The following is a 12506-nucleotide window of genomic DNA, read 5'->3' as shown; positions in this document are numbered from 1 at the left end:
AGGATTGAACTTACGCCGCACAACCGAAGTCAGTGCCTGCCATGCGCCGCCTTTCCTTGATCGCCTTGCTGTGCGCGACCCTGTCGCTGGGTGCGGTCACGGGTTGCAGCCTGCTCGATGAACGCCAGCGCGACTGGATCTTCCAGCCCGGCGACCGCGCCTGGGGCGGTAGCGCCGCCAGCGCCGAGGGCATGGAGGAAGTCTGGATCGGTTTCGATTCCAAGGTGTCCAAGGAAACAGTGCGCCTGCACGGCCTGTGGCTGGAGAACGAACCGGCACTGCACACGGACGGTGCGCAGGCGCCCATCCTGCTGTACCTGCATGGCGCGCGCTGGAACGTGCAGGGCTCGGCACCGCGCATGCGCGCCATGCAGCAACTGGGCTTCTCGGTGCTGGCGATCGACTACCGCGGCTTCGGCAAAAGCACCTCGGAGCTGCCCTCCGAAGACCGCGCCTTCGAGGACGCCCGCGCCGCCTGGGACTGGCTGGCCGCCCGCTACCCCGACCGGCCGCGCTACATCTTCGGCCACTCGCTGGGCGGCGCCATCGCGATCGACCTGGCCTCCAAGGTCAAGGACGAGCGCGGCGTGCTCGTCGAAGGCACCTTCACCTCCATCCCCGAGGTGGCAGCCAGCATGAAGTGGGGCTGGCTGCCGATCGGCTGGCTCATCACGCAGCGCATGGAATCCATCCGCAAGGTGCCCCACATCGGAGCGCCCCTGCTGGTGGTGCACGGCTCCAACGACAACCTGATCAAGCCCGATCTCGGCCGGCGCCTGTACGAGGCCGCACAGGAGCCCAAGGCCTTCGTGGTGGTCGATGGCGGCACGCACCACAACACCATCGTGCGCGGCCAGGCGCAGTACCGCACCGCCCTGCAGCAGCTGTTCGGCTGGCCTCCGGCCGGCACGCTGGCCCAGGCCAGCGAATAGGGACACGCTTCCCGAGTGTTGTTCTTCCGCTCAGTTCCTGCGCAGTTGGGGCAAGCGAGTACATCGATAAGCGCGCGAATGCCCATAATCGGCGCACTCTAGGCTCTCGGGAGGCTTGTTGTGCACCAAGACGAAGTACATGTCCGGACCGGTTCTGCGCTGCCTGGCGGCGTACATGCCACATCCGATGGGAGCGCAGCATGAGTGGCCTGCGTCAACTGCGCATCGGCGCCCGGCTGACGCTGGCCTTCGGCATCCTGCTGCTGGTCATTGCCGTCAGCGCCGCCGTCGGCTACTGGCGGCTGCAGCAGACCGCTGCCGACGCCCAGCGGCTCGGAACCGTGGACAACGAGAAGCTGCGCCTGGCCGAACGCTGGCGCCAGAACATCGAGATGAACTGGGTGCGTACCCAGTCCACGCTGCTCGAGGCCGATGTGAGCCGCATCCCGTCCTGGATCGCGCAGATGGACCGCACCTCCAAGCGCATCTCAGAGGTCAGCGAGCGCATCGGTCAGCTGGCCGTGACGGAGGAGGAAAAGGCCCTGATCGCCGAGATCAACACCCGGCGCGAGGCCTACCGCAGCCCCCGCGCCCAGCTGATCAAGCGGCGCCAGGCCGGCGAGGACGTGGCGGCACTGCTGGGCACCCAGTTGCGCCCGCTGGCCGACCAGTACGACGCCGCGCTGCAGCGCTTCGAGGAAGGCCAGCACAAGATCTACGAGAGCTCGCTGCGCGCGACTGCCGACCAGGCGGCGCTGGGGCAGTCCATCCTGGTCGGCTTCGCCGTCGTGGCGCTGGGGCTGGTGGCCCTGTTCGCCTGGTTGCTCACGCGCAGCATCACCGGCCCGCTGGCACAGGCCGGCAGCGCGGCACGGCGCGTGGCGGCCGGCGACCTGACCGAAGACATCCAGGTGCATGGCCGCGACGAGGCCACTGCCCTGCTGGCCGCGCTGAAGGAGATGCAGCAACAACTGGCCACGGTGGTGTCGGGCGTGCGCATCAGTGCCGAGGGCGTCTCCACGGCCAGCAGCGAGATCGCGGCGGGCAACAACGACCTGTCCGGCCGCACCGAGCAGCAGGCCTCGGCGCTGGAGGAAACGGCCGCTTCCATGGAGGAGCTCAGCTCCACCGTGCGCCAGAACGCCGACAACGCGCGCCAGGCCAATGCGCTTGCGGCCAATGCCTCGTCCGTTGCGAGCAAGGGCGGCGAAGTGGTCTCGCGCGTGGTGGCGACCATGAAGGGCATCCACGAAAGCTCGGACCGCATCGCCGACATCATCGGCGTGATCGACTCCATCGCCTTCCAGACCAACATCCTGGCGCTGAACGCGGCCGTGGAGGCTGCACGCGCCGGCGAGCAGGGCCGCGGCTTCGCCGTGGTGGCCACCGAGGTGCGCAGCCTGGCCGGCCGCTCGGCCGAGGCGGCGCGCGAGATCAAGACGCTGATCGGCGCCAGCGTGGAACGCGTGCAACAGGGCACCACGCTGGTGGACCAGGCCGGCAGCACCATGGAGGAAGTCGTCGCCGCGATCCGCCGCGTCACCGACATCGTGGGCGAGATCAGCGCGGCCAGCAGCGAGCAGAGTTCGGGCGTCGAGCAGATCGGCCAGGCCATCACCGAGATGGACCAGACCACGCAGAAGAACGCGGCCCTGGTCGAGCAGTCCGCCGCCGCCGCCGACAGCCTGCGCCACCAGGCCCAGCAGCTGGTGCAGGCCATGGCGGTGTTCCAGCTGCGCGACGGTGCGGCGATGGCACCGCCTGCAGCCCCGGCGCCAGCCCGCGCCGCGGTCCCGGCCCGCGCCCCGACGTTGGCAATCCGCCCCGCCACCACCCCGACACCGCGCGTTGCCGCGAAGCCCGCCCCCGCGCCAGCCGGCGCGCGGACCAAGCCTGCCGCCGCAGCCCCCAGGGCACTGCCGGCCGCCAAGGCCCCTGCCAAGAACGAAGAAGGCGAGTGGGAGAGCTTCTGAGCGGGTGAACGCGCCGACGCAGGCCGCGCGCGTACGGAAATGGGCGGGGTGCAGCGTGGCTTTGCCACAATCGCGGGGCCGCCACGGCGTGCTACCCGCCCGCCCCGCCTCGACACCATGCGCCTGCCCCACCCTCCCCTGACCATCGCCCTGCCCTGCCTGCTGCCCGCCGCCGCAGCGCGGCGCTGAGGCCGCCACCGTGGACATCGATTGGATCGGCCTGGCCGGCCCCACCGCCTCCGGCAAGACCGCAGCCGCGCTGGCCATCGCCGCGCGCCGGCCGGTGGAGATCGTCAGCGTGGATTCGGCCCTTGTCTACCGCGGCATGGACATCGGCACGGCCAAGCCCACGCCCGTCGAGCGCGCGGCCGTGCCGCACCACCTGATCGACATCCTCGACCCGTCCGAGGCCTACAGCGCGGCGCGCTTCGTGGCCGACGCCACACGCCTTTCGGCCGAGATCCGCGCGCGCGGCGCGCTGCCCCTGCTGGTGGGCGGCACCATGCTCTACTTCAAGGCGCTCATCGAGGGGCTGGACGCGATGCCGCCGGCCGACCCCGCGCAGCGGGCCGCGCTGGAGGCCGAGGCCGCCGCGCGCGGCTGGCCCGCAATGCACGCCGAACTGGCCCTGCACGATCCCGCCACCGCGGCCCGGCTCGCCCCCAACGATTCCCAGCGCATCCAGCGCGCGCTCGAAGTCTGGCGGCTGACGGGCCGGCCCCTGTCGTCCTTCCACGGCACGCGCGACGCCCAGGCCGCGCCACGCCACCGCCTCGTCACGCTGGAGCCGCGTGAGCGCGGCTGGCTGCACGCCCGCATCGCCGAGCGCTTCGATGCCATGCTGGCTGGCGGCTTCCTCGACGAGGTGCGCGCGCTGCGCGCGCGCGGCGACCTGCATGCCGAACTGCCGTCCATGCGCTGCGTGGGCTACCGCCAGGCCTGGCAGGCGCTGGACGCCCTGCCTGCGCCCGACGCCCCGCTGCCACCGGCCGCGCTGGCCGCACTGCGCGAGCAGGGCATCGCCGCCACGCGCCAGCTGGCCAAGCGGCAGATCACCTGGCTGCGCGCCATGCCGGCGCGCGAGGCCGTGGCCTGCGACGCGCCCGACGCGCTGGCCCAGGTGCTGGAGCGCATCGCGTGAGCACCGCCGGGCCGCCCCAAGGTGCTCGGCACCGCAGCGCAGAGCGCGAAGGCACTCCAGTGACGCCGGCCCTGGCCGTGGACGGGCTGGCCAAGCGCTACGGCGAGGCCACGGTGTTCGCCGATGTCACGCTGCGCGTGGCGCCGGGCGAGTTTGTCGCCATCGTCGGCGAATCCGGCGTGGGCAAGTCCACACTGCTCAACTGCATGGCCGGCCTGGACCACTGGGATGCCGGCCGCGTGCTGCTGGCAGGCAAAGACCTCGCGGCGCTGGACGACGATGCGCGCGCGCGTCTGCGCCGGCAGGCGCTGGGCTTCGTGTTCCAGGCCTTCCACGTGCTGCCGCACCTGGACGTGGCGCAAAACGTGGCGCTGCCGCTGATGCTGCTGGGCCGGCACGACGCCACCGCCGCGGTCGATGCCATGCTGGACGCCGTCGGCTTGCAGGGCCTCGCCGCGCGGCTGCCCCAGCAGCTCAGCGGCGGCCAGTTGCAGCGCGTGGCGATCGCGCGTGCGCTGGTGCACCGCCCGCCCCTGCTGCTGGCCGACGAGCCCACCGGCAACCTGGACCCGGGCACGGCCGCGCGCGTGATGGACCTGCTGATCGCCCAGGTGCGCGCCCACGGCGCCGCGCTCGTGCTCGTGACGCATTCGGAGGCCGCGGCCGCACGCGCCGACCGCGTGCTGCACCTCACGGCGCAGGGCATCGCCGATGCCCAGGGCTGAAGCGCCCGCCGGCGTGCTGCGCACGCTGCTGGCCAGTTACTCCTGGCAGGAGCTGCGCCAGCACCCCTGGCGCAACGCGGCTGCCGTGGTGGCCGTGATGCTGGGTGTGGCGCTGGCCTTCTCGGTGCACCTGATCAACGCCTCGGCACTGGACGAGTTCGCCAGCGCCGTGCGCAGCGTCAATGGCCAGCCCGACCTGGAACTGCGCGCCGCGCAGGGCGGGTTCGACGAAGACCTCTACGCGCGCGTGGCCGCCCATCCGCAGGTCCGCCACGCCAGCCCCGTGCTGGAGCTGCAGACGCTGGCCGGCTCGGACCGCGCCACCCAGCGCGTGCCGCTGCGCGTCCTGGGCCTGGACGCGCTGCGCGTGGCGGCCTTCGCGCCGCAGCTGCTGCCCGCGCCCACGCCGGGCCTGGCAGGCGCGCGCGACGCCTGGTTCGCGCCGGCCACGGTGTTCCTCAACCCGGCCGCCCAGCAGGCCCTGGGCATGGATGGCGTGCAACTGCAACAGGGCCTGACGCTGCGGCCCGTGCGCGTGGCCGGCACCGTCGCGGCCGGCGGCCCGCCCCTGGCGGTCATGGACATCGGCGCCGCGCAGGATCTGTTCGAACGCCTCGGCGAAATCTCGCGCATCGACGTGCAACTGGCGCCCGGCACCGTGCGCGAATCCGTGCTGACCGCGCTGGCCCTGCCGCCGGAGGTGCGCGCGCAGACGCCGGGGCAGGATGCGCAGCGCGTCAGCAACCTCTCGCGTGCCTACCGCGTGAACCTCACGGTGCTGGCGCTGGTGGCGCTGTTCACGGGCGCCTTCCTGGTGTTCTCGGTGCTGTCGCTGTCGGTCGCGCGGCGCACGCAGCAGTTCGCGCTGCTGGGCGTGCTGGGTCTCACGGGCAGTGAGCGCCAGCGCCTGGTATTGGCCGAGTCGGCCGTGCTCGGCCTGGCCGGCAGCCTGGCCGGGCTGGCGCTGGGCACGGCGCTGGCGGCCGCGGCCCTGCGGCTGCTTGGGGGCGACCTGGGCGGCGGCTACTTCAATCAGGCCACCCCGCCGCTGCAGTGGAGCCCGGCGGCCGCCGCCACCTACGGCCTGCTGGGCATCGCCGCCACACTGGCCGGCGGCTGGTGGCCGGCCCGTGCCGCACAGAACCTGCCGCCTGCCCAAGCGCTCAAGGGCCTGGGCCATGCGCCGCCCGGCCGCCGCCGGCAGCTGTGGAGCCTCGTGCTGCTGGCGCTGGGCGGCCTGCTCGCGCTGGCGCCGCCGGTGGGCGGCATCGCGCTGGGCGCCTATGTCTCGGTCGCCCTGCTGCTGGTTGGCGGCATCACGGCATTGCCGCTGCTGATCCAGGCCCTGTACGACCGGCTGCAGCCGCACGTGGCCCAGCGGCTGCTACCACTGCTCGCGGTGGAGCGCGCGCGGCGCGTGCGCGAGAGCGCGGCCGTGGCCGTGAGCGGCGTGGTCGCGGCGCTGAGCCTGGCGGTCGCGCTGACGGTGATGGTGGCGAGCTTTCGCGAATCCATGATCGGCTGGCTGGACCAGGTGTTGCCGGCCGACCTCTACCTGCGCCCCGCCGTGGCCGCCGGCGATGCGCTGTTCTTCTCTCCCGCGACCGTGGCCGCGGTGGCCGCCAGCGACGGCGTGGCCCGCATGGCCACCACGCGCCAGCGCGCCGTGCAGCTGAACCCCGAGCGGCCGGCCGTGCAACTGCTGGCGCGCAACATCGCCGACCCGGCCAGCAGCCTGCCGCTGGTCGGCGCGGCGCTGCCGGTGCCGCCCGGCATGCTGGGTGTGTACGTCAGCGAGCCCATGGTCGACCTGTACGGCGCCACACCGGGCAGCCGGCTGGACGCGCTGGCAGCCGTGGCGTTCCCCCAGGCGACCGCACCGCCCCTGTTCGTGGCTGGCGTGTGGCGCGACTACGTACGCCAGTTCGGCGCGGTGGTGGTGCCGCTGCACGACTACCAGCGGCTTTCGGGCGACCGGCGCATCAACGACATCGCGCTGTGGCTGGCACCCGGCACCGATGCTGCGGCCCTGCAGCAGCGCCTGCGCGCGCTGGTCGAGGCGCAGGCCCCCGGCGCCGGCGCACTGCTGGAATTCACCTCGGTCGGCGCCCTGCGCACCAATTCGCTGCGCATCTTCGACCGCAGCTTCGCCGTGACCTACTGGCTGCAGGCCGTGGCCATCGGCATCGGCCTGTTCGGCGTGGCGGCCAGCTTCAGCGCCCAGGTGCTGGCGCGACGCAAGGAGTTCGGCCTGCTCGCCCACCTGGGCCTGACGCGCCGGCAAATCCTGGCCGTGGTGGCCGGCGAGGGCGCGGCCTGGACGCTGATCGGCGCCATCGCCGGCCTGGCGCTGGGCCTGGCGGTGGCGGTGGTGCTGGTGCACGTGGTCAACCCGCAGAGCTTCCACTGGACCATGGACCTGCACGCACCCTGGGGCCGGCTGCTGGCGCTGTGCGCGGCCGTCGTCGCCGCGGGCACGTTGACGGCCTGGCTGGCCGGCCGCGCGGCAGCGGGGCGCGACGCGGTGCTGGCTGTCAAGGAGGACTGGTGAGGCGGCAGCGCGGCCTGGTGCTGCGCGGCGCGCTTGCCATGGTGGCCTTCTGGCTTGCCGTGATGGCGCTGCTGTACTGGGCCATGGACCGCTGGCAACAGCCGCGTGCGGCACGCGTGATGGCCATAGGTGAGTTGCTGATCCCGCGGCATGCAGACGGCCACTTCCGCATCGCTGGCAGCATCAATGGCGAGCCCGTGCTGTTCCTGGTCGACACGGGCGCCAGCGTGGTCAGCGTCAGCGAAGCCCTGGCACGCCGTGCGGGCCTGGAAGGTGGCGAGCCTGCGAGCTTTCGCACCGCCAATGGCGTGCGCGAAGGCCGCATGGTGCGGGCCGGCAAGGTCGCTCTGCAAGGAGGCGTGGCCGTGACCGGCTTGCGTGTGGGCGTAGGCCTGCAAATCGGCGCCGACGATGCCCAGGCGCTGCTGGGCCAGAACTTCCTGCAGCACTTCGAGGTCCGCATGGACCGCGACAGCATGCAACTGCGCGCGCGAGTTGACTGAACTCGGCCAGGAGGCCAAGTGGTTTACGGGGAGGGGGTGCACCGAAGTGCCAATGACGCGCCCTGTGGTGGGCGGAAGAATCCTGGAGGAGCTACGGGGAATCGAACCCCGCTTCTCAGAATGAAAATCTGATGTCCTAACCGATAGACGATAGCTCCGGAAGCTAGCATTCTAGCCCAGAAATTTGGCACTTCTGGCGCGCGGGCTGAAATTACACAAAGAATTTGCAGCAGCCCAAACAGCACTCGAAAAGCAAAAAGCCGCCTCGATGAGGCGGCTTTGCGTTGCCAGAGGAACTGGATCTTCCTCGTCAAGTTTCCCGAAACTCCGAACGCTGGTTCCGTTCAGAAGGAAAACTTGGTAGGCGCGATTGGACTCGAACCAACGACCCCCACCATGTCAAGGTGGTGCTCTAACCAGCTGAGCTACGCGCCTGTCGTAAGCCCACGATTATAGCCACGGTTTTGGCGCCCTGTCACCTATCGCGCAAAAAATTATCGACGGCGCGCCGAGCGCACGCCCTGCACCTCGGCCACCACGCCCAGCACACGCGCCAGGCGGGCCGCATCGGACACCTCGACCGTGAAGGTCATCCAGGCCGTGCCCTTGACGGACTGGGTCTGAACGCCGATCACGTTCATGCGCTCCTTGGTGAAGACATCGGAAATGTCGCGCAACAGGCCCTGCCGGTCCGCCGCCTCCACGGCCACGTCGACCGGGTACACGGCCTTGGTCTCCTGGCGTTGCTGGCCCCACTCGACCTCGATCACGCGCTCGGCATTGCGCGCGGCCATCTCGCGCAGGTTGCTGCAGTCGGCGCGGTGGATGCTGACGCCCTTGCCGCGCGTGACAAAGCCTACGATGCCGTCCGGCGGCGCCGGCTTGCAACACTTGGCCAGCTGGGTCATCAGCGAATCGATGCCGACCACCAGCACGCCGCCCCTGCTCGCGCTGCGTGCCTTCTTGAGCAGCGGCACATCGTCCTGCGGCGGCGCAGCAGGGCGCAGCAGCAGCTCGATATTGCGCAGCGAATACTCGTCCTTGCCCACGACCTCGAACAGCCCGTCGGCCGACTTGAACCCCAGCTGGGTGGCGATGTCGTCCAGCTTGAGCGCGGTCTTGCCCTCGCGCTGCAGCAGCTTCTCGACGGCCTCGCGCCCGCGCGCCACGGTGGCGTGCAGCGCCGCCGCGTTGAACCAGGCCCGCGCCTTGGCGCGCGCGCGATGGCTGGCCAGGTAGCCCAGCTCGGCATTGAGCCAGTCGCGCGAGGGACCGCCCTCCTTGGCCGCCGTGATCTCCACGGTCTGGCCGTTCTGCAGCGGCGTGTTGAGCGGCACCATCACGCCGTCCACGCGCGCGCCTCGGCAGCGGTGGCCCAGGTTGGTGTGCAGCGAATAGGCGAAATCCAGCGGCGTGGCGCCGGCCGGCAGTTCCACCACGGCCGCATCGGGCGTCAGCACGTAGATGCGGTCGCTGAGCAGGTCGACGGCGCCGCTGGACGGCAGTCCCTCGGGCCGCATGGCGCCCGACAGGTCGCGCTCCCAAGCCAGCAGCTGGCGCAGCACGGCGATCTTGGCGTCGTAGGCACCGCCGGCCGAGACCCCGGCATAGCCCTTGGCACCGGCCTCCTTGTAGGCCCAGTGAGCGGCCACGCCATGCTCGGCATGGTCGTGCATGGCCTGGGTACGGATCTGGATCTCGATCGGCCGGCCCGGTTCGTCGCCGTCCAGCTGCGGCCGCACCACGGTGTGCAGCGACTGGTAGCCGTTGCCCTTGGGCTTGGCGATGTAGTCGTCGAATTCGCCCGACACGGGCTGGAAGTGCGCATGCACCCAGGCCAGCACGGCGTAGCAATCGGCCACGGCGGGCACGATCACGCGCAGCGCGCGCACGTCGAAGACCTGGGCGAAGCCCAGCGACTTGCCCCGCATCTTCTTGACGATGCTGTAGATGTGCTTGGGCCGGCCCTGCACGGTGGCGGCCAGGCCCAGGGCGCGCAGCTCGGCCTCGACCGAGGCGCGCAGTTGGGCCATGCCGGCCTCACGCTCGACGCGCTTCTCGTCCAGCAGCCGCGCCACCTCCTTGTAGGTGACAGGCTCCAGGAAGCGGAAGGCGAGGTCCTCCATCTCCCACTTGATCTGCCAGATGCCCAGGCGGTTGGCCAGCGGCGCGAACACCTGCAGCGACTCGCGCGCCATGGCCGCGGCCACCGGCGTCTTGCTGGCGGCATGCCAGCGCAACGTCTGCAGCCGCGAGGCCAGGCGCAGCATGACCACCCGCAGGTCGCGCGAGAAGGCCAGCAGCATCTTGCGCACGGTCTCGGTCTGCACGCCCGCGTCGTCGACCAGGTGCCCGGACGACAGCGCGCCGCGCGACAGCCGCTGCACGCGCATGAGCTGGGTGGTCTCCACGGCCAGGGTGGCGAAGTTTTCGCCGAAGGCCTTGGCGATGACCTCGTGCGGCCGATTCAGGTGCACACAGGCGTGCACCAGGTAGCTGGCCGCCTGCATGGCCTCGGAGCCGCCGACGTCGCGCAGGATGGCGGCCACGGCGTCGGCGTGGGACAGCGTGTTCTCGCCCGAATCCAGCGTCTCGTCGGCGATCAGCGGTTCTGCGAAGGCGCGCGCACGCGCCAACGCATGGACCTGGTCGGCAAGCGTGCGTTCGCTGGCCGCGATCAGGTCGTTGACGGGGACGGGCGTGGTCAGGGCCCCGGTGGGCTGCGCACTGGAAGCCTTCACATGCAACTCTTCACGTGAGGAACTCCACGACCGCCTGGCGCTGGTCGTCGGCCACCAATGTAGGCGCATGGCCGACGCCAGCGAACTCCAGCAGCCGCGCGCGCGGGCCGCGCAACACCATCTGCTCGGCCGTGGCGCGCGTGAGCAGGTCGGAATCGGCCCCGCGCAGCAGCAGCGTGTCGGCCTCGATCCGGTCGTACAGCTGCCACAGCATGGCCTCGCCCTGCTCGGCCGCCTGCTGCGTCAGTGCGCCGAAGGGCTCGGCGATGCGCGGGTCGTAGTGCAGCACGAGCGGGCCTTCCGGCGCGCCCGCCACGGCCGGCCGCACCATGTGGCGCGACAGGTCGAGCCACTGCTGCGGGGTATGCGGGCCGAAGCCGGTGGAAACGGCCCACATGGCCGCAGCCGCCTGCTCGAGCGAGGCGTAGGTTCCGCTCTTGCCCAGGTAGGTGCCGATGCGCTGCAGCGCATCCCACTGCACCACGGGGCCGACATCGTTGAGCACCAGCCTGCGCACGGGCGCGGGCAGTGGCAGGCCGGCCTGCCCGGCCACCACCAGCCCGATCAGGCCGCCCATGCTGGTGCCGACCCAGTCCAACTGCGTGATGGGCGATTGCGCCTGCAGCTGCGCCAACATGGCCAGCATGTCGGCCGCGTAAACCGGTATCTGGTAGTGCGCCGCATCCGCCAGCCAGTCGCTGCGGCCCCGGCCCACCACGTCGGGACAGACCACGCGCATGTGCGGCGCCAGCATGCGCGCCAGTGCGTCGAAGTCGCGGCCCTGGCGCGACAGCCCGTGCACGCAGACCACCACGTGCGGATTGCCGGTGTCGCCCCACTGCCAATAGGCCATGCGGTGGCCGTCCGCGCCGCCCGGTGCAGCCGCAGGGCCAGGACAGACGACATGGTGCAAAACAGGAGCAGTCATGGTGCGGGATTCGTTAAATTTGCGGCCAGCTGGCCCATCCTAAAGGATAGGCGCTGGCGACGCTGTACGGGACGGCCCGCGTGTCCGCCGAATGGCGTACGCGGGGCCCCGTCCGGACTCAGCGCAGTTGCACGCCGCCCGAAACCGTCACCGTCACCATGCTCTTGCCGGCCTCCACCGGCACCGGGGCCGCGTCGGCGTACGAGGCCTTGGCCTGCATGGGCATCATGCGCGGGCGCGGCATGCCCCCCTCGTCGGCCATCACGGACACCTCGCGCAGGCCGTAGTCGGCAAAGCCGAAGCTCTTGGCGATGTCGGCCGCCTTGGCCTTGAACTGCGCGATGGCCTGGGCCTGGGCCTGGCCTTCCACGCGTGCGCGCTCCTCGCGGCTCAGGCTGAACGCGACCTGGCCCACCGTGAGCCCCTGCACGCGCCCGGCCGCGCTGCTGATGCGGCCGAAGTCGCGGCCCTCCAGCACGATCTCGGCAGTGCCCTGCCAGGTGCTGATGCGGCCTTCCTTGGTGTAGCGCGGCGACAGGCTGAAGGCCCCGCTGCGCACGTCCATCTGGCCTGGCTGGGCAGACTTGCGCGCCTCGGCCAACGCAGCGTCGATGGCGGTCTTGAGCTGGCTCTGCACCGCGGCGGCGTCGGCCGCCTCGCGCGTCGTGCTGAGCGTCATGGTCAGGAAGTCCTGCGGCACCTCCACCACGCCGGAAGCGGACAACTGCACCACATTCTGCGGCACCGGCTGTACGCCCTGGGCATGCGCGGGCAGCAGGACGGCGGCGCCCAGGCAGGCGGCCAGCAACGAAGAATGCAGACGGGAAACGGACATGGCGGGTGGGCCTTTCATCAAAAAAACGGACCGTAGCACAGCGCATGCTGCGCCACGCAGACATGGTGGACGCAAATCGCATACACCTTGTGAAGCCCATGCGCGCACTTGTAACAGTGTGTGCCGGACGGGGCTTTTTGCCGGAATCGTGGCCGGACCGTTGCAGAATTGCCGCTG

Annotated in this window: 9 protein-coding genes and 2 tRNA genes; 6 read left to right on the top strand and 5 right to left on the bottom strand. The window is 71.1% G+C overall.

Annotation, left to right across the window (positions count from 1 at the left end):
* The first annotated feature begins 41 nt into the window (after nt 1-41).
* The 6 genes from ACSQ4M_RS16440 to ACSQ4M_RS16415 all read left to right on the top strand — a co-directional run bounded on the left by ACSQ4M_RS16440 (nt 42) and on the right by ACSQ4M_RS16415 (nt 7825).
* On the top strand, nt 42-932 hold the full coding sequence (locus tag ACSQ4M_RS16440; protein WP_436190514.1) for an alpha/beta hydrolase: 891 nt from the start codon (nt 42-44) through the stop codon (nt 930-932).
* Between the two features lie 200 nt (nt 933-1132).
* Nucleotides 1133-2905: a methyl-accepting chemotaxis protein gene (locus tag ACSQ4M_RS16435; protein ID WP_436190513.1), complete on the top strand. Its 1773-nt coding sequence runs from the start codon at nt 1133-1135 to the stop codon at nt 2903-2905.
* 199 nt (nt 2906-3104) lie between these two features.
* Entirely contained in the window at nt 3105-4046 is a 942-nt protein-coding gene (gene miaA / locus ACSQ4M_RS16430) for a tRNA (adenosine(37)-N6)-dimethylallyltransferase MiaA (protein WP_436190512.1), read from the top strand.
* A gap of 59 nt (nt 4047-4105) precedes the next feature.
* Complete coding sequence (locus ACSQ4M_RS16425; RefSeq protein ID WP_436194023.1) at nt 4106-4771, top strand: ABC transporter ATP-binding protein; 666 nt, start codon at nt 4106-4108, stop codon at nt 4769-4771.
* Nucleotides 4758-7322, top strand: coding sequence for an ABC transporter permease (locus ACSQ4M_RS16420; protein WP_436190511.1), 2565 nt, complete (start codon nt 4758-4760; stop codon nt 7320-7322). Before ACSQ4M_RS16425 ends, ACSQ4M_RS16420 begins: the two co-directional genes overlap by 14 nt.
* Nucleotides 7319-7825 (top strand): retropepsin-like aspartic protease family protein, encoded by a 507-nt coding sequence (locus ACSQ4M_RS16415; RefSeq protein WP_436190510.1) that lies wholly within the window; start codon nt 7319-7321, stop codon nt 7823-7825. The genes ACSQ4M_RS16420 and ACSQ4M_RS16415 overlap by 4 nt, the downstream gene beginning before the upstream one ends.
* A gap of 83 nt (nt 7826-7908) precedes the next feature.
* On the opposite strand, the gene ACSQ4M_RS16410 is transcribed toward ACSQ4M_RS16415, so the two are convergent.
* The 5 genes from ACSQ4M_RS16410 to ACSQ4M_RS16390 form a co-directional block, all read right to left on the bottom strand.
* A tRNA-Glu gene (locus ACSQ4M_RS16410) sits at nt 7909-7983 on the bottom strand.
* A 200-nt stretch (nt 7984-8183) separates the two neighbouring features.
* Nucleotides 8184-8260 (bottom strand) — tRNA-Val (locus ACSQ4M_RS16405).
* 59 nt (nt 8261-8319) lie between these two features.
* Nucleotides 8320-10566 (bottom strand): RelA/SpoT family protein, encoded by a 2247-nt coding sequence (locus tag ACSQ4M_RS16400; RefSeq protein WP_436190509.1) that lies wholly within the window; start codon nt 10564-10566, stop codon nt 8320-8322.
* A 10-nt stretch (nt 10567-10576) separates the two neighbouring features.
* Nucleotides 10577-11494, bottom strand: a complete 918-nt coding sequence (locus ACSQ4M_RS16395; RefSeq protein ID WP_436190508.1) for an alpha/beta fold hydrolase — start codon at nt 11492-11494, stop codon at nt 10577-10579.
* A 118-nt stretch (nt 11495-11612) separates the two neighbouring features.
* Nucleotides 11613-12329, bottom strand: a complete 717-nt coding sequence (locus ACSQ4M_RS16390) for an SIMPL domain-containing protein (RefSeq protein WP_436190507.1) — start codon at nt 12327-12329, stop codon at nt 11613-11615.
* Nucleotides 12330-12506 lie beyond the last annotated feature (177 nt).

The sequence above is a fragment of the Pseudorhodoferax sp. LjRoot39 genome (genome assembly GCF_964253035.1).
Classification (GTDB): domain Bacteria; phylum Pseudomonadota; class Gammaproteobacteria; order Burkholderiales; family Burkholderiaceae_C; genus Pseudorhodoferax.
The sequence above is the reverse complement of the archived record's forward strand: the minus strand, read 5'-3'. Positions and strand labels throughout refer to the sequence as shown.

Coding starts and splice junctions, on each gene's coding strand:
- ACSQ4M_RS16440 (WP_436190514.1), top strand. CDS start 42: ATGCGCCGCCTTTCCTTGATCGCCTTGCTGTGCGCGACCCTGTCGCTG.
- ACSQ4M_RS16435 (WP_436190513.1), top strand. CDS start 1,133: ATGAGTGGCCTGCGTCAACTGCGCATCGGCGCCCGGCTGACGCTGGCC.
- ACSQ4M_RS16390 (WP_436190507.1), bottom strand. CDS start 12,329: ATGTCCGTTTCCCGTCTGCATTCTTCGTTGCTGGCCGCCTGCCTGGGC.
- ACSQ4M_RS16420 (WP_436190511.1), top strand. CDS start 4,758: ATGCCCAGGGCTGAAGCGCCCGCCGGCGTGCTGCGCACGCTGCTGGCC.
- ACSQ4M_RS16395 (WP_436190508.1), bottom strand. CDS start 11,494: ATGACTGCTCCTGTTTTGCACCATGTCGTCTGTCCTGGCCCTGCGGCT.